The sequence below is a fragment of the Anaerolineales bacterium genome (genome assembly GCA_015075725.1).
In the GTDB taxonomy this organism is placed as follows: Bacteria; Chloroflexota; Anaerolineae; order Anaerolineales; family Villigracilaceae; genus Villigracilis.
The window spans coordinates 1,866,151-1,887,594 of record JABTTV010000001.1; the positions used below are offsets into that span (position 1 = coordinate 1,866,151).

The 21,444-nt window shown below is 49.9% G+C and carries 24 protein-coding genes; 22 read left to right on the forward strand and 2 right to left on the reverse strand.

Features of this window, described 5'->3' with window-relative positions:
- Positions 1-52 precede the first annotated feature (52 nt).
- The 8 genes from HS100_08995 (at position 53) to HS100_09030 (ending at position 5,122) form a co-directional block, all read left to right on the forward strand.
- A complete protein-coding gene (locus HS100_08995) occupies positions 53-1,297 on the forward strand; it encodes a GAF domain-containing sensor histidine kinase (protein ID MBE7434043.1) in 1,245 nt (414 codons plus the stop codon).
- Positions 1,298-1,432: 135 nt separating this feature from the next.
- A complete protein-coding gene (locus HS100_09000) occupies positions 1,433-1,750 on the forward strand; it encodes a winged helix-turn-helix transcriptional regulator (GenBank protein ID MBE7434044.1) in 318 nt (105 codons plus the stop codon).
- A 1-nt stretch (position 1,751) separates the two neighbouring features.
- Positions 1,752-2,240 (forward strand): SRPBCC family protein, encoded by a 489-nt coding sequence (locus tag HS100_09005; protein MBE7434045.1) that lies wholly within the window; start codon positions 1,752-1,754, stop codon positions 2,238-2,240.
- 66 nt (positions 2,241-2,306) lie between these two features.
- Entirely contained in the window at positions 2,307-2,978 is a 672-nt protein-coding gene (locus HS100_09010) for a DUF998 domain-containing protein (GenBank protein ID MBE7434046.1), read from the forward strand.
- A gap of 9 nt (positions 2,979-2,987) precedes the next feature.
- On the forward strand, positions 2,988-3,686 hold the full coding sequence (locus HS100_09015) for a DNA alkylation repair protein (protein MBE7434047.1): 699 nt from the start codon (positions 2,988-2,990) through the stop codon (positions 3,684-3,686).
- A 3-nt stretch (positions 3,687-3,689) separates the two neighbouring features.
- Complete coding sequence (locus HS100_09020; GenBank protein ID MBE7434048.1) at positions 3,690-4,247, forward strand: DUF1697 domain-containing protein; 558 nt, start codon at positions 3,690-3,692, stop codon at positions 4,245-4,247.
- Positions 4,240-4,611: a DUF1801 domain-containing protein gene (locus HS100_09025; GenBank protein ID MBE7434049.1), complete on the forward strand. Its 372-nt coding sequence runs from the start codon at positions 4,240-4,242 to the stop codon at positions 4,609-4,611. Before HS100_09020 ends, HS100_09025 begins: the two co-directional genes overlap by 8 nt.
- Position 4,612: 1 nt before the next feature.
- Positions 4,613-5,122 (forward strand): VOC family protein, encoded by a 510-nt coding sequence (locus tag HS100_09030; protein ID MBE7434050.1) that lies wholly within the window; start codon positions 4,613-4,615, stop codon positions 5,120-5,122.
- A 159-nt stretch (positions 5,123-5,281) separates the two neighbouring features.
- On the opposite strand, the gene HS100_09035 is transcribed toward HS100_09030, so the two are convergent.
- The gene (locus HS100_09035) at positions 5,282-5,749 is read right to left on the reverse strand and encodes a MarR family transcriptional regulator (GenBank protein MBE7434051.1); all 468 of its coding nucleotides are present in this window, start codon (positions 5,747-5,749) and stop codon (positions 5,282-5,284) included.
- A 107-nt stretch (positions 5,750-5,856) separates the two neighbouring features.
- On the opposite strand from HS100_09035, the gene HS100_09040 reads away from it, so the two are divergent.
- The 8 genes from HS100_09040 (at position 5,857) to HS100_09075 (ending at position 12,828) form a co-directional block, all read left to right on the forward strand.
- Entirely contained in the window at positions 5,857-6,324 is a 468-nt protein-coding gene (locus HS100_09040) for a hypothetical protein (protein MBE7434052.1), read from the forward strand.
- 165 nt (positions 6,325-6,489) lie between these two features.
- Positions 6,490-7,869 (forward strand): FAD-binding oxidoreductase, encoded by a 1,380-nt coding sequence (locus tag HS100_09045; GenBank protein MBE7434053.1) that lies wholly within the window; start codon positions 6,490-6,492, stop codon positions 7,867-7,869.
- Between the two features lie 28 nt (positions 7,870-7,897).
- Entirely contained in the window at positions 7,898-9,220 is a 1,323-nt protein-coding gene (locus HS100_09050) for an MFS transporter (GenBank protein ID MBE7434054.1), read from the forward strand.
- A 9-nt stretch (positions 9,221-9,229) separates the two neighbouring features.
- Positions 9,230-9,760, forward strand: a complete 531-nt coding sequence (locus HS100_09055) for a DUF1801 domain-containing protein (protein MBE7434055.1) — start codon at positions 9,230-9,232, stop codon at positions 9,758-9,760.
- A gap of 331 nt (positions 9,761-10,091) precedes the next feature.
- Complete coding sequence (locus HS100_09060; protein MBE7434056.1) at positions 10,092-10,691, forward strand: GNAT family N-acetyltransferase; 600 nt, start codon at positions 10,092-10,094, stop codon at positions 10,689-10,691.
- 77 nt (positions 10,692-10,768) lie between these two features.
- Positions 10,769-11,338 carry a dihydrofolate reductase gene (locus tag HS100_09065; protein ID MBE7434057.1) on the forward strand — a complete coding sequence of 190 codons (570 nt, stop codon included), beginning with the start codon at positions 10,769-10,771 and terminating at the stop codon, positions 11,336-11,338.
- A 34-nt stretch (positions 11,339-11,372) separates the two neighbouring features.
- Complete coding sequence (locus HS100_09070; GenBank protein MBE7434058.1) at positions 11,373-12,245, forward strand: flap endonuclease; 873 nt, start codon at positions 11,373-11,375, stop codon at positions 12,243-12,245.
- Between the two features lie 16 nt (positions 12,246-12,261).
- A complete protein-coding gene (locus HS100_09075) occupies positions 12,262-12,828 on the forward strand; it encodes a class I SAM-dependent methyltransferase (protein MBE7434059.1) in 567 nt (188 codons plus the stop codon).
- A 4-nt stretch (positions 12,829-12,832) separates the two neighbouring features.
- Here HS100_09075 and HS100_09080 read toward each other — a convergent pair whose 3' ends face one another.
- On the reverse strand, positions 12,833-13,273 hold the full coding sequence (locus HS100_09080; protein MBE7434060.1) for a GNAT family N-acetyltransferase: 441 nt from the start codon (positions 13,271-13,273) through the stop codon (positions 12,833-12,835).
- 330 nt (positions 13,274-13,603) lie between these two features.
- Between HS100_09080 and HS100_09085 the strand changes: the two genes are divergently transcribed.
- The 6 genes from HS100_09085 to HS100_09110 all read left to right on the forward strand — a co-directional run bounded on the left by HS100_09085 (position 13,604) and on the right by HS100_09110 (position 21,430).
- On the forward strand, positions 13,604-16,591 hold the full coding sequence (locus tag HS100_09085) for an AAA family ATPase (GenBank protein MBE7434061.1): 2,988 nt from the start codon (positions 13,604-13,606) through the stop codon (positions 16,589-16,591).
- A gap of 56 nt (positions 16,592-16,647) precedes the next feature.
- Positions 16,648-18,885 carry a GAF domain-containing protein gene (locus tag HS100_09090; protein MBE7434062.1) on the forward strand — a complete coding sequence of 746 codons (2,238 nt, stop codon included), beginning with the start codon at positions 16,648-16,650 and terminating at the stop codon, positions 18,883-18,885.
- Positions 18,882-19,301 carry a response regulator gene (locus HS100_09095; GenBank protein MBE7434063.1) on the forward strand — a complete coding sequence of 140 codons (420 nt, stop codon included), beginning with the start codon at positions 18,882-18,884 and terminating at the stop codon, positions 19,299-19,301. The genes HS100_09090 and HS100_09095 overlap by 4 nt, the downstream gene beginning before the upstream one ends.
- A 16-nt stretch (positions 19,302-19,317) precedes the next feature.
- Positions 19,318-19,737: a response regulator gene (locus tag HS100_09100; protein ID MBE7434064.1), complete on the forward strand. Its 420-nt coding sequence runs from the start codon at positions 19,318-19,320 to the stop codon at positions 19,735-19,737.
- Positions 19,738-19,966: 229 nt separating this feature from the next.
- Positions 19,967-20,881, forward strand: a complete 915-nt coding sequence (locus HS100_09105) for a hypothetical protein (protein ID MBE7434065.1) — start codon at positions 19,967-19,969, stop codon at positions 20,879-20,881.
- A 306-nt stretch (positions 20,882-21,187) separates the two neighbouring features.
- Positions 21,188-21,430 carry a hypothetical protein gene (locus HS100_09110; protein MBE7434066.1) on the forward strand — a complete coding sequence of 81 codons (243 nt, stop codon included), beginning with the start codon at positions 21,188-21,190 and terminating at the stop codon, positions 21,428-21,430.
- Positions 21,431-21,444 lie beyond the last annotated feature (14 nt).

Consider the following 21,444-nt stretch of genomic DNA (forward strand, 5'->3'; position numbering starts at 1 on the left):
GTGCCCACCGTAATGGATACGACCGTGAAGTATAATCTTACTCAAGATTTTTATGCCATTCGATCAGGAAAAATTCCTTTCCCGCCTCCTTGATGTAACCCGCAGCCTGACCCTCGAAGCGGATCTCGAAACCCGCCTTCGCGCGATCCTATCCGCCGCGGCGGAATTGACCGGCAGCGAGACCGCATCGCTGCTGGAATACGATGAAACCTCGCTCAGTTTTCATTTCAAATATGTACCCTGGTTCAACCGCGAAGCGGACCAATCGAGCGCGACGATTCCCTTGAATGGAAGCATTGCAGGTTGGGTTTTTCAGAATCGGGCTTCGCTCATCGTGGAGGATGCCCAAAACGATACGCGTCACTCCAAAAAGGTCGATGAAATTGCAGGCATCACCATACGCTCGGCGCTTGGGTCGCCGGTCATCTCGCGCGGCAATCCCATCGGGGCACTCGAGGTTTTCAATAAAAAGGACCGTTACACGGTTGGGGATATGCGCATCGTCGAGACCCTGGCTGATCTGACGGCTGTGGCGATGCAAAACGACCTTCTCGAAAAAGGAATCCTGTCGGCGCAGGAGGAGGCGCGCGAGCTCGACCGGCTTAAGAACGAGTTCATTGCGATCACATCGCACGAATTGCGAACGCCATTGGGTCTGATCCTGGGTCACGCCACATTCCTCAAGGAACTGCTCGCGGGCGAGTATGATGAGCAAATGGATTCGATCGTCCGCAATGCGTCGCGATTAAAAGAGATTATCGAAAGCCTGACCAGCGTGGACAATTATCAAACCGGTGTGGCGCTCGTACGCCCGCGCAAGGTTTCCATTGCGCGTGTCATCGAGGATGTTTGCATGTCCTTCAACGCCATGGCGGGGAAGAAAAACATCAGCCTGAAAAAGGTTCTACAGCCGGGTCACGATCTTTTGGTGGATGTGGATGCGGGCAAGGTCGCAATCGTGTTGAGCAATATTCTGAAGAACGCCATCAGCTTTACCGACGGCGGCGGCGAGGTCGTTGTGCGCGGGGAGCAGCATCCAGACTATGTCAAGGTATCCGTCAAGGATGACGGCATTGGCATCCCGGCAAAGGACCTGCCGTTTGTGTTCGACCGTTTTTATCAGGTTGAGGATCACCTTACGCGGCGGCATGGCGGAATGGGACTTGGACTATCGGTTGCCAAGGTCATGGTGGAAATGCATGGCGGCCGCATTTGGGCGGATAGCGAGGAGGGGAAAGGAAGCATCTTTTCGTTCATTTTGCCGATTCAAATTCCGCATCCGCCTCCCGCTGAGTGACCTCATGCTGCCTCTGTCCCATCCCGGGGCAATTTCCACTCTGAAAGTTGTTTAAAGTCAGCCCTTGACAAACAAGAATATATGTTCTAGAATGCTATTACAACACGTAACCGAATGGTTACTCATAGGTGAAATATGAGACGAGACGTATTTCAAGCCATCGCAGACCCCAACCGGCGCGCCATACTGGCGCTGCTATCACAGCAAAGACTGACCTTGAACGGTGTTGCCGAAAATTTTCGCATCAGCCGCCCCGCTGTTTCGCGCCACATCAGGATCTTGAAGGAATGTGGCTTGGTGGTCGTCATCCCGCAGGGGCGCGAGCGTTTTGTGGAAGCGCGCTTCGATAAGTTGGGCGAAGTGAGCGATTGGATCGAGCAATATCGTCAGATCTGGGAAGCGAGGTTTAACCGCCTCGATGATTTATTGGAACAGATGAAAAAGGAGAAATAATATGCCATCAAAAAATAAAGTGATCGTTACTGTCGAACCCGGCAAACAGGAGTTGTTCATCACTCGCGAATTCGATGCGCCGCGCGAGTTGGTTTATAAAGCGCACATTGACCCGAAGTTGTACGTGCAATGGCTCGGTCCGCATGGATACAAGATGGTTCTTGAAACCTTCGAACCAGTCAGCGGCGGAAGATACCGCTACATTCAGAAAGACACACATGGAAATGAAGCTGGTTTCCACGGTTGCTTCCATGAAATATCCGAAGAACTGATGATCCAGACTTTTGAATTCGAGGGTCTCCCCGAGCGCGGACATGTCATCCTTGACACGATGCGGTTGGAGGAATTACCGGGCAATCGCACGCGCGTCACGATCCAATCTGTGTTTCAATCTGTGGAGGATCGGGACGGAATGGTCAAGGCAGGCATGGAAAAAGGCGTCCGCGAAGGCTATGAAAGGTTGGATGACATTCTGGCAGGGATGAGGTAAATATCTGTTTGAATCGTTCGAACATGATCGTGCCCATCTGATTTTATTGATAACGAGGAGAATGAAATGGAAACTTTAAAGGTAAATGGAGTCTCGCTGACCAGCGCGCGTTTGGCAATCGCCGCATCAATCGTTGTTTTGGCTTTGCTTGCCGGTTTGCACCTACTCAGCCCGGAGTTTGACCCGGCGTGGCGCATGGTCAGTGAATACGCAAACGGACAATATGTCTGGGTGCTGTCGCTGCTGTTCATTTCATGGGGAATCAGTTCATGGGCTCTGGCGTATGTGCTTTGGTTCCAGGTTCAAACGACAGGCGGCAGGATTGGTCTGTGGTTTCTCATCGCTGCAGGGATCGGCGAAGGGATGGCGGCGGTGTTCGATATCAACCACAGCCTGCACGGACTCTCTGCCATGATTGGAATCCCAAGCCTTTCCATTGCAGCCATGTTGATCAGTACGAGTCTTGTCCGCACCCCGGCTTGGTCTGGCGGAAGGAAACTGCTCTTGTGGACGGCGAACCTGACCTGGATTAGCATTGTTTTGATGGCGATTGCATTCGGCGTTATGATCGCTACCTTCACTCAATCCGGCGCTGAAATGCCCGCAAATGCTGAAGTTGTAACGACGTTGCCCGATGGCGTGATTGGGCTGGTGGGCTGGGCGAACCGTTTCTTGATTATCGTGTATTGTGCATGGGTAATGACAGCTGCCAGACAAACGCTTAAATCGAGAGTGTAATTGATCGCCATGGATGCGCATGATTTCCTCAAGCGATTGAAAGCTCTGCGTTCACCGGTGGTTGCCAAGTCCCATGGGCATCTTGCATCGGACAAAGATGATGTCATATTAGGCGTGCGCATGGGACAAGTCTTTGGGCTGGCAAAGGAAGTCATGGGCATGGAGTTAGATGAGGTCGAGAAGATGCTCGAAAGCCCAATTCATGAAATGCGTGTTGGTGCGGTCAGCATCATGGATTTTCAGGCACGCAGTAAAAAGACGACTGACGAGCGCAAAAAAGAACTCTTTGACCTATACATTCGCCGTCATGACCGCATCAACACCTGGGATCTCGTGGACCGGTCCGCGCCGTGGGTGGTGGGGAGCTATCTCTTCGACAAGCCGCGCAAGGTTTTGTACAAGCTGGCAAACTCAAAGAAGATAGCTGAACGGCGGACGGCGATCGTCAGCACACTGTTCTTCATCGGCAAGGGGGATGTGGACGATGCCTTCAAACTGGCGGAGATCATGCTCTATGACAAAGAGGATTTGATCCATAAGGCAAATGGTTGGGCATTGCGCTTTGCAGGCGACAAAGATCGAAATAGGCTTTTAGAGTTTTTAGATAAATTCGCCGCTGCCATGCCGCCCGTCACATTGCGGTATGCGATAGAAAAATTCGATAAAAAGAAACGTGAGCATTATTTGAAATTGAAGGATCAAAAATAACCTATGAAATATAATCAATACCTTGTCTTATTGCGCGGAATCAATGTTGGCGGCAAGAACATCATTAAAATGACTGACTTGAAAGCCGGTTTTGAAGAGATGGGCTTTTCATATGTGCTGACCTACATTCAAAGCGGAAATGTCTTGGTTCAGTCGGAAGATAAGGATAAGGCTGCGTTGACGACCAAAATCGAAAAGGGACTTTCCAAGCACTTCAATTTTATGGCGAAGGTGGTGATGATCTCTCAAAAGGAACTGGCTGGCATTGTTAAGTCTGCGCCGGAGGGATTTGGCAAGGATGAGAAGAAGTTTCGGTACGATGTCATTTTCTTGAAGGAACCGTTGACACCTAAGGAAGCAATGGAAAGTGTAAAAGTCCGCGAAGGCGTGGATACTGCTCATGCAGGCAAACAGGCGCTTTATTTTTCACGTCTCATCAGCCGCGCTTCACAAAGCTATCTGACAAAAATTATTGGCATGCCGGTCTATCAGAATATGACCATCCGCAATTGGAATACGACCACGAAGTTGCTGGCACTTATGGAGGGACAAGATGGCTAAGACAAATTTCCAGTCCATTGACGAGTACTTTGCGGCATGCCCGCCAGAGTCGCAGGCGTATCTGCAGGAGATTCGTAAATTGATCCGCAGGTTGGTGCCGGATGCGATGGAGAGGATCAGTTATCAGATCGCGGCATTCGAGCGGAACGGCAAGAACTTGATCCATTTTGCGGGGTGGAAAAAGCATGTGTCGCTGTACCCGGTTCCGGCGGGGAGTGAGGCGTTTGAACGTCAAATTGCAAAATATGTGGATGGCAAGGGAACGGTCAAGTTTGCGCTCGATGAGCCGCTTCCGCTTAAGTTAATTGAAAGAGTCGTCAAATTGCATTTAGAAGCAAATAAAAAGTTAACCAAAGGAGATTAAGATGAATAAGATTGTTCCGAGTTTGTGGTTCGATACGCAGTGTGAAGAGGCGATGAACTATTATATCGATACGTTCAACGGTGCGCCGAACAAAAAAGAAGAGTCGAAGATCGTTAGTATTACCCGCTACGAAAAAGGCATGGAAGCGCCCGGCACAGAGCAGATGATAGGCAAGGTCATTACTGGGATCTTCGAGTTGGCAGGCCAACGCTATATGGCTCTCGATGGCGGACCAGTCTTTAATTTCACCGAGGCGATCTCGTTCTTTGTGGAATGTGCAGACCAGAAGGAAGTGGATTATTTCTGGAGCAAGCTTTCTGCTGTTTCCGAAGCCGAGCAATGCGGCTGGTGCAAGGATAAGTTTGGCTTATCGTGGCAGATCGTGCCGAAGCAGTTGGGCGAGTTGATGGGTACTTCAGACCCAGCGAAATCAATGCGGGTGGTGAATGCCATGCTCAAGATGAAGAAGATCATTGTTGCGGATTTGCAAAAGGCGCATGACGAAGAGTGATTTATCCCAAACTGGATTTGCAAGAATTTCGCCAAAAAATTTAACGCAAAGGCGCAGGGGCGCAAAGAAAAAGCATTTAAATCTTAGCAACTTGGTGACTTTGCGTTAAAAAACCTCGAACAACATTGTCAAAATATATAACGTGATAACTTGAATAATTTACTGGTTCTTCTGTACCTTCTTGCGTTCATCGTCCCATAGTTTGGCAAAGCGTTCAAAAGCTTCGGCTATGATCTCCAGTTCGCTTTCTGAGAAGCTTGAGATCAATTCCTCTTGTGCTTTCCTTGCTGATTCAAACCATGATGCGGCTTTTTCTGAGCTTGCTGGCGCGGGAGCGATGAGAGAACCGCGACGGTCATTGGGGTTGGGGCGGCGTTCGATCAAGCTGGCTTTTTCGAGTCGATCCAGCATGGCAGTCGTCGCTCCGGAGGTGAGCCCCGTGGACTTGGAAAGTTCAGAAGGTGTGGCAACGCCTTTGAAGAAGAGGAATCGCAGACATTCCATATCGGTGACGTTGAGTCCCGCCCACTCGCTCATAGCATTTCGAAAATGCGTTAGATTCACCCCATAATCTCTCACTGCGATCAAAGCTCGTTTTTTCAATTCGTTTTTTGTTGTGTTTGCCATAGAAATTTACCCTTGACATTATCTTTACAATAAAGTATCTTTATTATATAACTAAATTGGTTTTGACGCAAGTGTCAAAATGGACCAAGTCAGATAAGGAGATTTTTATGAGCACAAAGACCGAACCTAAAAAGAGCACCCAGAAATCCAGCAGTGGATTCACAGCCGACGAAAAAGCCGCGATGAAAGCACGCGCGTTGGAATTAAAGTTGGAAGCGAAGGCAAGTAAGAATAGAGAAGAAGGTGAGAAAGCCTTGTTGGTAGCGATCGCACAGATGAAGGATGCAAACGATCGTTCGATGGGGAAGCGGATCCATGAACTTGTCACGGCTGCTGCGCCAGAACTCATGCCAAAGACCTGGTACGGAATGCCTGCCTATGCCGACAAGGACGGCAAGGTCATTTGCTTTTTTCAGGCGGCGAGCAAGTTTGGGGTGCGGTACGCAACCTTCGGCTTCCAGCCTGATGCGAAGCTGGACGATGGCAATATGTGGGCGGCTTCTTTCGCCCTCATCAAGTTGACATCCGCTGAAGAGGCGACGATCACCGCGCTCGTGAAAAAATCGGTAAGTTAAGAGTCTTGACGAAATAGAAAAAATGTTCTAAAATTTCAGTTCGTTTGTCACGGGTGGGCTAAAGCATATTTGCTTTTACCCACCCGTTTTGTTTTGATTGGCGCAAGGCGGGCAAGCCTTTGAAAGTTTATTTCGACCTTTAGTGGATTTGGAGACTTTAATACTATGACGACACAAACCTTACTTCCCCCTTCTATTTCAGAATTGAGAGCCTTGTTCAACGGGCGCGTCATTGCCCCCGATGACGCGCGTTACGAAGAAGCGCGTACGCCTTTTTACGGCGGCATTGATAAACATCCCGCAGCCGTTGTCCGCGTGGCAGATGCGGGCGATGTGTCACGACTGGTTTCATTGGCACGTGAACATGGTTTTGAACTTGCGGTTCGCAGCGGCGGTCACAGCAATGCAGGTCACAGCACGAGCGAAGGCGGCATTGTGCTTGACCTTTCCGCAATGAAAAAATTGGAGATCGATCACGAGCATCAAACCGCCTGGGTCGAAGCGGGCATGACCGCTGGCGAATATACAGCCGCTGTTGGCGCGCATGGATTTGTCACCGGCTTTGGCGATACGGGTTCGGTCGGTCTTGGCGGCATCACACTCGGCGGCGGCGTTGGCTATCTCGTCCGCAAATACGGTCTCACCATCGACAACCTGCTCGCCGCAGAAATTGTCACAGCCGATGGGCAGCTTTTGCATGTGGATGAAAAATCCCATGCCGATCTTTTCTGGGCGATCCGCGGCGGAGGCGGCAACTTCGGCGTGGCGACGCGCTTCAAGTTCAAGCTTCATAAATTGGATCAAGGCTATGGCGGGATGTTAGCCCTGCCAGCCACAGCGGACGCTATCGCCTCTTTCTTAGCCGAAGCGGATTCAGCTCCCGATGAACTTTCCACCATCCTGAACATTATGCCCTCGCCCCCCATGCCCTTCCTTTCAGAAGAAGTGCATGGCAAGATGATCCTGATGGCAATGATGTTCTACGCAGGCGACGCAGAAGCAGGGGAGCGGGTCATGTCCAAGTTCCGCGCCATTGCCGCACCCTATGCGGATATGCTGCGCCCGATGACATATCCCGAAATGTTCCAGCCTGAAGAAGGCGGTGACTATCACCCCGTTGCTGCGGGGCGCACTATGTTCCTTGACTATGTGGACAGTTCCGTGGCTCAGTTCATCCTTGATACCTTAGCCAAGTCCACGGCGATGATGGCGGTGACTCAACTGCGCGTGTTGGGCGGAGCCTATGCTCGCGTCCCCGCCGATGCGACTTCATATGCCCATCGCGAATCAAGAATCATGGCGAACCTTGCCGCCTTGTACAACAATCCAGATGATAAAGAACCTCATGAAACATGGATCACCAAATATGAAAAGAAATTGCGTCAAAGCGACAAAGGCGCATATGTCAACTTCCTCGGTGACGTGGATCAAAAACAAGTCCGCGCCGCATACCCGGGTGAGACCTGGAAGCGACTGAGACAGGTCAAAAAGAAATATGACCCGACCAACCTGTTCCATATGAATCAAAATATTCCTCCCAAGTAAAGCTCTTAAAAATAGATAAGGACATGCTGTGAATACCTTTTATCAAATTTTAGCGAATACGGTTATATCCAACGTCACGAATATGACGGTTTGGTTTGCTTTGATCTTTTTCGTGTATCTCGAAACAAAATCCGTCACTGCCACTTCGATCATTTCGGGCATTTATCTGGTTTTGACGGCTAGTCTTGGGATTTGGTTCGGCAGTCTGGTGGATCACAACAAGAAGCAGAAGGTGATGATCCTGTCAGGTCTGAGCTCGTTGAGCATCTACCTCGTCGGCTTCATGATTTACCTGATCTACCCTGCCGAAACATGGAAAAATCCAACCAGTGTCATACTTTGGATTTTCAATGTGCTTCTCTTAATTGGCGTCATCGCGGGCAATATCCGCTCCATTGCCGTGCCAACCCTGGTCACCATTTTGATACCCGAAGAGAATCGCGCCAAAGCCAACGGACTTGTCGGCACCGCCTTTGGCATTGCCTTCCTGATCTGCTCTGCCATCAGCGGTATTTTGGTTGGGCTGGGCGGCATGTTCTATGTGCTGCTGCTTGGAATCGTCATGATGATCCTTTCGATTCTGCACATGTGGTTTTTGCAGATCCCTGAAAAAGAGATCGTGCATGTCGAACACCAACCCAAAGTGGATCTGCGCGGCACCTATGCCGTGGTTAAGGCGATTCCCGGGCTGCTGGCGTTGATCCTTTTCACTACCGTCAACAACTTTTTAGGCGGCACGTTCATGGGTCTCATGGATGCCTATGGGCTCTCGCTGGTCTCCGTCGAAACATGGGGCTTGCTCTTTGCCGTCATCAGCTGCGGGTTCATCGTGGGCGGGTTGTTCATTTCGAAGTATGGCTTGGGCAAAAATCCGCTGGTGGCGATGTTTGCCGCCAACATCATCATCTGGGTCATCTCGGCGGTCTTTACCGTTCAACCCTCCATTGTCTTGCTCGCAGTAGGTATGTTCATTTACATCAGCGTGGTACCATTCATCGAAGCCGCCGAACAGACGATTCTTCAGAAAGTGGTGCCGCATGAAAGGCAGGGAAGGGTGTTCGGCTTCGCTCACAGCGTGGAGCAATCTGCTTCGCCTCTGACGACGTTTATGATTGGTCCCATTGCCGAAGCATTTTTCATCCCGTTTATGACGACCGGTGCCGGGGTGGGACTCATTGGCAGCTGGTTCGGAACGGGACCCGCCCGGGGCATCGCTTTGGTCTTTACGGTGACAGGGATCATCGGACTGGCTCTTACGATCTTTGCCATGAACACGAAATATTATCGATTGCTTTCCGAGCGATATATGAACCATGTGCCCGAAGCATTGCCAGACGGCGAGTTGGCATAAGGAGTTGATATGGCGAATTCAAATCTCCCGAAAATTGGCGCTCCCGCCACGCGCGCCTTGGAGGCGGCGGGATATACAAACCTCAAACAGTTGACCAAAGTCACTGAAGCGGAAGTCGCTCAATTGCATGGGATGGGTCCAAAGGCGTTGGGGATTCTCCGTGAAGCCTTGAAAGCGGAAGGTTTATCCTTCAAACAAGGGCAGGCAGAGGAGAAGCTGAAGAAGAAAGGCTCGCCCATCAGCCGCACAGATAAGGTGGAGGAATTTCTTCGGGAACTGCGTCACCCGCTCAAGGCGGAGGTGGAGGCGGTGCGGTCCATCATCAAAGGTGTGAATAAAGACATCAACGAAGAAATTAAGTGGAATGCTCCATCCTTTAATTTCAAGGGTGAATATTTGGTGACGTTTAATTTGCGTGATACGAAACGAATCCATTTGGTGTTCCATAATCCGCTGATCCCGCAGGTCAAAAGCGAAATTCTCGGGGGAGATTACATAGATCGGCGCATGGCGTATTTCACAGACATGAAGGAAATATAGTCGAAGCGACCCTTGCTGGAGGAAGCCTTGAAAGACCTGATTAAGTTGATGGACTCGAAAAATAAAAAGAAGTAAACTCCTGCCTGGAAGCAGTTGTAAAGCCTCTTATTTGTGAGCAGAAAAACCTTTAATGATGGTAGACCTCGGTACGCGACCTTCCATTTGTCGATGCCATTTGTCAGGCTGGATATTTCGATCAGGCACATCTCACGAATTCGTTGAAGCGTTATTATGGTCAGATGCCAAAGGAAATCATCAAGCCTGCGCCATGATCTACAAAGCCGTGTAGAATTCTTTTGAAACAGACTCCTCTTTTTGGATGGTATCAACAATGATCAAAATTGCTCCCATTACCTTGGAAGGTCACGGCATTCGGCTTGAACCGCTAACCTTTGAACACGAAGCGGATCTCTCAGCGGCGGCAGCGGATGGCGAACTGTGGAATCTTTGGTTTACCTCTGTGCCGCAGCCGGAAGAGACCAAAGCGTATATTGAAACTGCTTTGGCTGGTTATCAAGCCGGTCATATGTTGCCGTGGGCGGTCCGCGAGTTGACGACGGGAAGGATCATCGGGAGCACCCGCTATCATGATGTGATTGCCAATATCGACCGGGTGGAAATCGGTTACACCTGGTATGCCAAAAGCTGGCAGAAGAGTCATGTCAACACGGTTTGTAAGTTATTGCTTCTCGCTCATGCCTTTGATACGCTTGGTTGTAAAGTGGTGGGCTTGCGCACCGATAATTTCAACTTCAATTCGCAAAAAGCGATTGAAGGTTTGGGGGCTAAAAAGGACGGCATCTTGCGTCATCATGCCATGCGTCGCGACGGGTCTGTTCGTGATAGCGTCATGTACAGCATTCTGGTCACCGAGTGGCCCGGTGTAAAACAGAATCTCCGATTTCGGCTGGCTCGTCACGGAACATTGTAGGTTGTCGTTTTTTTCCAAGACGAACCCTCCTTCTCCCTTTATCATAGGGAGACACTTACTGTTCAAAAGGAGAAACCATGAGAAAAATAATTGTGCATGAATTCATTACGTTGGATGGTGTCATTCAGGCACCGGGCAGCCCCACCGAAGATACCGATGGCGGCTTCACTCACGGCGGTTGGACGCTTCCCTACTGGCATGACGAGATCGGCGCGCACTTCGGGCAGATCTTTGCGGACGCCGATACCCTGCTGCTCGGGCGCAAGACCTGGGAAACTCATGGGGAGGCGTTCGAGCCGAACTCAGCGGAAGACCCGTTCAACGGCTTCAAGAAATATGTTGTGTCCAATACCTTGAAGTCCGCAGATGCCTGGCGGGACTCAACCATCATCCGGGGGAATGTGATCGAAGAAGTCCGCAAGTTGAAAAGCCAGCCGGGTAAGAACATCGTCATGGATGGGAGCAGCGTTCTGGTTCAGGCATTGATTGAAAACGAGTTGGTGGATGAGATCGCCCTGCATGTCTATCCGTTGGCGCTTGGCGGCGGCAAACACTTATTCCCGGAAGGAAAGCGCGTCAATCTCAACCTGATAGAGTCTTCTTCGCTTCCAACCGGTGTCGTGTATCAACGCTTTCAGCTCGCATAAAAAATCAAAGAGCAAGAGGATACAAGGAGACTGCATGAAAATCCATTTGGTTGACGGAACTTATGAGTTATTCCGCGCGCATTTCGGCGCACCGCCTAAGAAAGCCCCCAACGGACAGGAAGTTGGCGCAACCCTTGGGCTGATTCGCAGCATGCTTTTGCTTCTCTCCGGCCCCGAAGTGACTCACGTCGCTGTGGCGTTCGACCATGTGATCGAGTCGTTCCGCAATAAGATGTATGCAGGCTATAAATCCAGCGAAGGCGTGGACCCGGTGATCCTGAATCAGTTTCCGCTGGCTGAGGCGTCGATAAAAGCCTTGGGTATGGTGACCTGGCCCATGTCCAAGTTTGAGGCGGACGATGCGATTGCTGCCGCAGTGGCGAAGTTCAAGAAGGTTAAATCGGTGGAGCAGATCGTCATTTGTTCCGTCGATAAAGACCTGACGCAAATGGTGGATGGCGACCGCGTCGTATGCTGGGATCGCCGCCGTGAAATTACGTTGAATGAAAAAGGTGTGATCGAAAAGTTCGGCGTGCCGCCTGAATCAATACCCGATTTTCTCGCACTCGTAGGTGACTCAGCCGATGGTTACCCAGGTATTCAAGGCTGGGGCGAGAAATCTACATCAGCTGTTCTGGCGAAGTACAAGCATATTGAGTCCATTCCCAAAGACCCAAACAAAATTCCGCTGAGTTTGGGGCGGGCAACAACCCTGCTCGAAAATTTGCAGAAGAATTATAAAGATGCCTTGTTATTTAGAGAATTATCCACCTTACGAACCGATGTTCCTATAAAAGAAACTCTTGCAGATCTAAAATGGCAGGGCGTTTACCCACGGTTTAAGAAGGTTTGCGAGGAACTGGGAAACCAAAGCATTCCAGAGCGTATCACCAGGTGGAGGAAGTAAAAAGACTTTTTAGATTATGCTTTACTTGATGGTTTTTACGGTCTTGTTCCTTATTGTCATCCTTAGCGCGTTATGGATGATCGTCCCTGCATTTTTTGGTCCACCCTCCATCCCTACCCGGATGAACCGCATCCGCAAAGCGTTGCAACTTGCAAACCTCCAACCCGGAGAGACCGTCTACGATCTCGGCGCCGGGGATGGACGTGTGCTGTTGATCGCAGCAAACGAATTCAATGCCAAAGCGGTTGGTGTGGAAGTCGGACCCGTCCAATGTCTGTTAATTAAATTGCGCGCTCTTGCCAGCGGACATGGCGATAAGATTCGTGTGAAGTGGGGAAATTATTTTAAGGCAGAGCTTAAAGATGCCGATGTGGTCTTTATCTACGCCACTTCAAAAGAGACAATCAAACTTGCAGGTCATTTAAAAACGCAAATGAAGTTGCGAGCGCGGCTCGTTTCAATCTCCGCAGATTTCCCGGAGTGGGAACCCACTTTCATCGACGAATTGGATTTGATCTTCCTTTACGTCATGCCGCCTGTTGATGGAAGCCCCGCTACATACTTCATTAAAAAGGCAGGCTAATTTCTTATGCGCCCAATTTATACATCGATGATTTTACGCCTTCATCCAGCAGTTTAAACTCATTTTTCTCCAACACTCGCTTCGAGCCCAGATTGCGATTTGCCACTTCAGCATATAACGGGCGGTTTCTGACAATCACTAAAAATTCCGCGACCGCCGCACTTGCGATTCCTCTTTTCCAAAATTCCCTGCCGATCCAATATCCAATTCTTTGCTCGTACTTGCTTTCTTTCCAACAAATGATGTGACCCGCGACCTTTTCTTTGTAGACGATGGTCCGCGCGGTCACATTTTTGTCTCTCAATATCCCTTCCCAATGCCGCATGAACTCGCCGCGATCTTTGGAGGGATAGGCAGACAAGGCAACCGCTTCAGGGTCAAGCTGCTGTTGAAACAAGATGGACAGGTCCGCTTCGATTACTGGACGTAGGGTTATCTTCGCCATTACGGAATTTTATCAATATCGTACGGGGTGAGCAGAAGAAACAAAATGTCTCTTCTTAAAAGTGTAGGAAGATGCATGCCATCCTTTCATCTTCCAGGCATGAACGACAGCGTCATTTTTATTTGCCGAAATTAAAGCCTGAACTTTCTGTTTGGTTGCGAGGATTCGCAGGGTCGGCTTCTCCGCCTCTTTCGACTCGAGAGAATATTTAATTTCGTGCGGTCATATAGGCGAATCCGAATGTGTCAAGCCCGTGCGGATAGGACTTCATGCCCCCTTGCCAGTCAGGCAATTTGGTCTTATATTCTCACGGAATTTTAATGGTTGAAGATGTTCCCGGATAAATCCGTAATTTGCCCAGTCACGATCGGACGAGATAACGACCTGCAGCGATTGCAAGGTCTTTTCGCACACGCCTTGGAAGGCAATGGACAGATTGCATTGATCTCGGGCGAAGCCGGGATCGGTAAAACCCGCTTCGCAAATGAAGCCGAAACCTGGTCTGCCCAAAGGGGGTTGGTGCTACGGGGAAATTGTTTCCAAACCGAAAGCGCTCAACCTTATGCACCTTTGCTTGACCTGCTTCGATATTTTCTTGCAACTCGTTCCAAAGACGAGATCAAACGGGCAATCGGTCCGCACGCAGTCTCCTTGCTTCGATTAATGCCGGAATTGGAAGTCCATTTTCCAGACATAGTTCCTGCGCCAACTCCCGACCCCAAGATCGAAAAACAGCGTATCTTCCAATCATTAACCCAGATCTTCATGGAGCTTGCACGGAACAAGCCCTTGGTCGTCATCATTGAAGACTTGCACTGGAGCGACTCGACCAGCCTCGAATTCCTTTTGCTGCTTGCCAGGCGGATTGCGCCATTGCCCATTTTCCTGGTTCTTACATACCGGAGCGACGAGACCAACCCAGAGTTGACCCACTTCCTGGCAGAACTGGACCGCAGCCGTCTCGGGACAGATTTTTCTTTGAAGCGTTTGACAGCTTTCGATGTCGATCTCATGCTGCGCGCCATCCTTGAGCTCGATACGCCGGTCAGCCAGGAATTTCTCGATGCGGTATTCCCATTGACGGAGGGCAACCCTTTTTTTATCGAAGAGATCCTTAAATCTCTCATGGAAGAGGGTGATGTGTTTTTTGCGAATGGCGTGTGGGATCGGAAAGAGATCAGCCAGCTTCGGATTCCACGCACGATCCAGGACGCGGTTCAACGCCGCACCCAAAAATTGGACGAACGAACGGTTCGAGTCTTGACGATGGCTTCGGTTCTGGGAAGGCGCTTTAACTTTCACCTTCTACGGGATATTTTGCAGGTCGACGAACCGGAGTTGTTGGAAAATCTCAAGCAATTGGTTAAAGTGCAATTGATCGTGGAAGAGAACGCCGATGTATTTGCATTTCGGCATGCCCTGACCCGTGAAGCGGCATATTCGACCATGATGCTGCGCGAAAGACAGGGGTTGCATCGTTTGGCGGGCGAAGCCATGGAGCGGATGTTTATTGCGGTCCTTACCTCCCATTTTGCCGACCTGTCTTATCATTTTTATACAGCTGAAGAATGGCGGAAGGCGTTCGATTACTCGCTTAAAGCAGGCGATCAGGCTTGCGATCTCTACGCTCCGCGTGAGGCGATCGTTTTTTACTCGCGAGTCTTTGTGGCAGCCCGCCAATTGGGAAAGGAGATCGAACCCGGGCTGCTCCTCCTGCGTGGACGTGCCTATGAGACCATGGGGGATTTCAAATCGGCATTGGATGATTTCGAACAGGCATTGAAAATTGCACGCGAGTCTCACGATGGGATGACCGAATGGCAGACCCTCCTTAACCTCGGGCAGCTTTGGACGGGGCGGGACTATCAACGCACGGGAGAATATTTCCGCGTTGCAGAATCGGTTTCGCAAACCCTTCAGGATGCCCGCTTGCAAGCCTTGAGTTTGAATCGATTGGGGAATTGGCATGTCAATATCGGGAAGACCGGGCAGGGGTTGGGACTGCACCGCAAGGCATTGGAGATCTATCAGCAGAATCAAGACCCCAAAGGAACGGCTGAATCTTTTGATCTAATGGGCATGGCGGTCATGCATCATGGCGATCTTCTCGCTTCATTTGGCGAATATCAACAGGCCATCAAGATATTCCGCTCGCTTGATGATAAATATGGATTGATCTCCGCATTGTCGGGCTCCTGCAATACCTTCAGTTGGAATGAGACCAATTTTGTACCGGGGATAACCCCGCTTGAAAATTATCACATGTCCATCGAAGCATTGGAATTAAGCCGCCAGACGGGATGGACAGCCGGAGAGGCATTCGTTGAGTGGTCGATTGCGCTAAATCTGGGCGGGCGCGGTCTGTTCGACGAGGCAATCGGTCATGCTTCAGAGTCGCTTCGTATTGCGACCGAGATCGGTCATCGCCAGTGGATCATTGGCGCCCAGAACGCTTTGGGTTATGTCCACTTGATGATGTTACAAGCCAACAGCGCGATCCAGTGGTTTGAACTGGCGCTGGCGTTTGCAAACAAACTTGGTTCTGCCTGGTGGGTGGGGGGGATAACTGCCAATCTGGCAGGTGCTTATTTATTGAACAATGACCTGCCTCGCGCCCGCGCGCTGCTCGATACCGGGTTGGAAAACGAGAAAGGCGATTACACCCTTGCGAGGCAACGGATGTTATGGGCGAAGGGGCATCTTTTATTGGCAGAGGAAAAACCGAAGGAGTCGTTAAAGATCGTGGAGGAGTTGTTATCCTTGCGGTCTCGGCATCCGGCTAATCAACCCATTCCGTATTTATTGAAACTCAAAGGGCAGGCACTGACACGCTTAAAGCAGGAAAAGAAAGCCGTTGAATCCCTGGAAGATGCCAAGCGGGGTGCGATCCAGCGTGAGGCATTGCCATTGCAATGGCAGATCCATGCCCTGTTAGGCTGGCTGCACCGTACTCAGAAGAATACTCAGGCAAGTGAAATGGAATTTGGAAGTGCGCGCCAGGTGCTGAACACGTTGGAAGCCAATATTCAGGACGAAACCTTGCGTGAACAATTTTTAAACCGCGCTTTGGAATATCTGCCAAAAGAGAGGGTGTTGACAAAACGTCAGAGTGAGTCTGAAAAATATGGCGGGCTGACCGCCCGAGAGCGCGAAGTGATGCGTTATTTATCCCGGGGAAAATCGAATCGCGAGATCGCAGAAGCCCTGTTCCTAAGCGAACGGACGGTCGAGAATCATGTCGCCAACATCCTGAATAAGCTGGGTTTTGATTCGCGTGCCCAGGCTGCGGTGTGGGCGGTCGAAAAAGGATTGGTATAGGCTGCCTGCTGTGCAGGGAAAGGGGGATGCATATTGCCTGATCGAGGAGAGCATAAATGACTGAATTATTATTTCGAACATTCCAGAACTGGGGTGAAAGAGAGCGGACGAAACGTGAAAAGTTATTCGATGACTGGTTGCTGAACGACGCATTGCAGGAGGCATGGCGGGCGCGGGTGATTTCGAGCCTTTGCGCGATCTTTCTCGTCTTTACCTTTATCAACGGCTCGACAACTTTAAAAACATTTCTTGAGTACCCGGCTTATCAAAGCTGGCAATTTCTTCTGTTGCTTATCAGTTCGGTCTATTGGGGCGCCTTAATGGGGGTCAGTTGGTGGCTTGCCCGGCACGGAAAAGCGCAGCAGGCTGTGTATATCATGCTGATCTTATTCCTGGTCGGTCCCACCGGGTTGGGGAGTATCGGTATTCGGGAGTTTAGTGATTTCTACAATGTGCCCCTGCTCGTTCTCTCCATTTTGTTCGTTTCCCTCCTTTCGAAGCGGGAAGAACAGCAGACCTTGAACATTGCTGTAATCCTGGTCTGGTCTCTGTATATATTGCTCCAATACCTTCTTGCAGACGATATACAAAGAACCATACCGCCGTTGATGGCAGCCATCACGCCTGGGGCGATCCTGAGCACGATCATGTTTTATGTCATTTTGATCCTTCAGTTTTACCGTTTATCGGTGCCAAACAAGATATTATTATCGTCTCTGACAGCGTTTCATTTTTTTCACCAGGTGATCTTGCTCTATTTACAAAATATCCTTGCGAAATATCTTACATCCTTTGCGCTTGATTATTTCATGGATGAGTTCAGGTTCATCCTGTATTTTCTAATCGGGAGTATGACCCTTGTCCTTTTGATCGTTACGCGCGTGATCTCAAACCCGCTGACTAAATTAACTGATACGGTCGTTCGAATAAACGAAAACAACCTCAAACTTCGTGCAGATTTGACCAGCATCGATGAGTTTGGAGAATTATCAAAGGTCTTCAACCAGATCATTGCCCGCCTGGGAGAGACACTTGATGGGTTGGAGCAGCAAGTGGAGGAACGTACGCGCGATTTGAACGTGGCATCCCAGGTCTCGAAGCAGATCACCCAGGTGTTAAACCTCGAAGAATTGCTTCCGAAACTGGTGGAGGAAACGAAGCAGGGCTTTAATTTGTACTTTTCGTCAGTGTACTTGTTCGATTTCGAATCCCGTCAATTACTTCTGGCGGCCGGAAGTGGAGAGGCAGGAAACCGGATGAAGAAAGAAGGCAAGGCGTATGATATCGAGGCGCGTCCAAGTATGGTGGCGCAGGCTGCCCGTGATCGTCGAGCCGTGGTGGTTGGCGATGTGAGAGAGCCCGGGACGACTTTCAATCCCAACCCCTATCTGCCGGATACTCGTTCGGCTGTGACCATACCGATGATGATCCAGGATGAATTGGTGGGTGTTTTGGGCTTACAGTCCACTACACTGAACGAGTTTTCTTCGCAGGAAGATGTTCGCATCCTGACCTCATTGGCGGAGCAGATCGCTGTGGCGGTACGGAATGCCCAGTTATATGAAAATCAGGTGCGAGTGGCGGATGAATTGAAGCGGTTGGATAACCTGAAAAATCAATTCCTTGCCAGTATGAGCCATGAATTGCGGACGCCCTTAAATGCCATCATCAATTACGTTGCCATGGTGTCAGATGGGATGATGGGAGAAATAAATGCTGAACAGAAAGAATTACTGGATGGCGCGGTAAAAAGTTCACGTCACTTGTTGCACCTGATAAACGATCTATTGGATATCAGCAAGATCCAGGCAGGGAAACTTGCCCTGTATGTGGAAGATGATGTAAATGTTCATAATGAACTTGAAGCCAGTTTGAACATTGCAAGTGCGATGATCCTCGATAAACCCCTTCGGATCGTCATGGAAATCGAAAGGAATCTGCCCTTGATCTTTGGGGACAAACGTCGTATCCGGCAGATCGTCTTGAATCTTTTGAGCAATGCCATAAAATTTACTGATGGAGGTACCATCACCTTGCAGGCGAAACGGTCTGGGGATGAGGTCATCATTTCCGTCATCGATTCCGGTCCGGGCATCCCTCATGCGGCGCAATCCCTGATCTTCGAACCGTTTACCCAAACCGAGGATGGCATAAAATTGGAAGGCACCGGTTTGGGTCTGCCCATCTCCCGGACTCTCGCCCAGCTTCATGGCGGAAGGTTGTGGGTCGAAAGCGAACCCGGGTCTGGGGCTGCCTTCCACTTTGCCCTGCCAACGGTTGGGAGATCACCGTGAGCAAGGAAGCCCCGAAGGATATTTCCATCCTCTATCTTGAGGATGATTTTGCCAGCCGCAAAGTGATGTCCATTATTCTTGAAAGAGCGGTAGGGATCAAGACATTTGCCGTCTTCGAGAACAGCGTGGATTTTATGACGCGCCTCAAAAGCCTGACCTTCAAACCATCCATTTTTTTGATCGACATCCACGTTCCGCCTCACGATGGATTTGAAGTTTTGCAGATGCTGCGGAACGACCCCGAACACCGCTCTGCGACCATCATTGCCCTGACCGCCAGTGTCATGATCGAGGAGGTAAGGCAGCTGAGGGCAGCCGGTTTTGACGGCGCGATCAGCAAACCGATCGATCATCGAAAATTTCCCAGTCTGTTGAAGCGGATCGTGGAAGGTGAATCAGTATGGAATATTTCATAAAATGTGAGGAAAAAGAATGATCAAACCCTTTTTGGCAAACAAAAGGATATTTCTGATCGAGGATGACTTAGTGAATATTCACATCTTCACAAAGGTCCTTGCAAAACAGAACGCCGAGGTTTTGCATGATACCCTTGGTCACAGTGCGGTTAAGAATATTGTGGAGAACCTGCCTGTCGACCTGATCGTGGTGGACGTCATGCTAAACCGCGGACAGAACGGTTTTGATGTTTTTGAAAAAATCAAGGAAGAGCCGCGTACGCGTAATATCAAGGTTATTGCCACCACATCCCTGGACCCTGAGATCCTCATTCCCAAAGCACGTGAGGCGGGTTTTTCCGGTTTTATTGGCAAGCCGGTGAACGCCCTCGAACTTCCCGCCTTGCTTGAGAAGGTCTTGAAAGGCGAGCAGGTATGGATCGGGCACGAACTCTGATCGACCCCAAATCGTGAAAATAATGGATTGATAAAACTAGGTACTCTCAACCTTTGAAACTAGGTATTTTCCACGATGGCATCCCATCGTGGTTTTGTTTTAATGCGGGGCAAAGGAGTAATAAAAAGTGGTCCTGTTGAACGCCGCTTTACACCTTGAACTGGACTGTTTGTGTACATGACCGAAATTTTATCGGTTGTAAAAATGAATTACTTTATAGGAGAAAATCATGAATAAGAAAAATAAATTATCGATCGCATTCACGCTCGTTGTAGCCTCGATGCTGGCATGTACCCTTCCGGCATCGCAGCAACCCGTCACTGAAACGCCTGATTTGGCGGCAACCCTCACAGCGATTCCCACTTTTGAGGAATCACCAACACCCATTCCGCCAACAGCGACGGTGTGCCAGCCGACCGTCACCACGACTCAGGATTCAAACGTCCGCAAGGGACCCAGCCAGGTTTATGACAAGCTTGGTTACCTTCCCCAGGGCGCTTCGGCACCCGTTGCTGGCAAGAGCAGCGATGGCACTTGGTGGTATATCCAATTTGCATCCGGCGAGAACGGATACGGCTGGATCTCCGGCTCTATCGTGACTGCGACCTGTATCCCGACCACTCTGGCGGTCGTGGCCGCCCCGCCGATTCCGGTTTCGCAGCCAAAGCATACAAAGACGCCCAAGCCATCCAACAACAATAACCACAATAACAACAATAACACCACGACGGCGACCCCCACTCAAACCCAGCCCAGCAACCCTGGCGAACTGCTTTTCAAAGTGGATTTCGATTCGGTCTGGTACTGCGGCGGGCAGGCAAGGGTCAGTGCAAAGATCTATAACATTGGCACGGCAACCATTGAGTCGGTGATGTACAGCGTCGAGGCGAACGGGCTTTATATAAACGGCGGTACGATCAACAACTCGCCATTTGAGTCCACTGCCACAGAGCCGGAACCCAATTGTGCCCAGGATGTCGGGCACGGACAAGGTTCTCTGGCTCCGGGCGCTAACGCCTTCATTCCCATCATCATCTCATCGGTGCCTGCAGCCGGAACCCAGGGATTCTTGTATGTGGAGTCCTGCACAGACAACAACCGCAAGGGAACCTGCACCGGTCAGTTCGTATATTTCACTTTTTAGCCGAGGGGACCGTTGCCATAATAGATCGATGACCTCAATATATTGCGACCTTGGCAGAGATTTGCTACCTGCCAGGGTTGCTTTGGGTAAGTATGGGATATATCCTTATGGTGTTTATTTTTTTCTATCCTTCTGAACATTAAAGTAAATGCACAAAAAAGTAAGATCGTTTGAGATGCAAAACTAGGTATTCGAAGTTCTTAAATCTAAGTAGTTTCCACGATGGCAGACCATCGTGGTTTTGCTTTAATGGGCGCATCGCTGCAGTGAGTTTGCTGCAAAGCTATATAAACCAAGGAGAAAAAAATGTTAAAAAATCGTACATTCAAATTACTGCTTATCGGACTGGTCCTGGCAATTGTTGCTATCTTTTTTCAGAATGCTTTTGCCAAGGTGAGCGATCCCACCGCGGTGGATCATACCTTCCACACGCCACCCATGTCAGACTACAAACCTGTGGATCATACCTTCCACACGCCACCCATGTCGGACTACAAGCCTGTGGATCACACATTCCACACACCGCCCATGTCGGACTATAACCCTTGATCAAGTTACCGGTT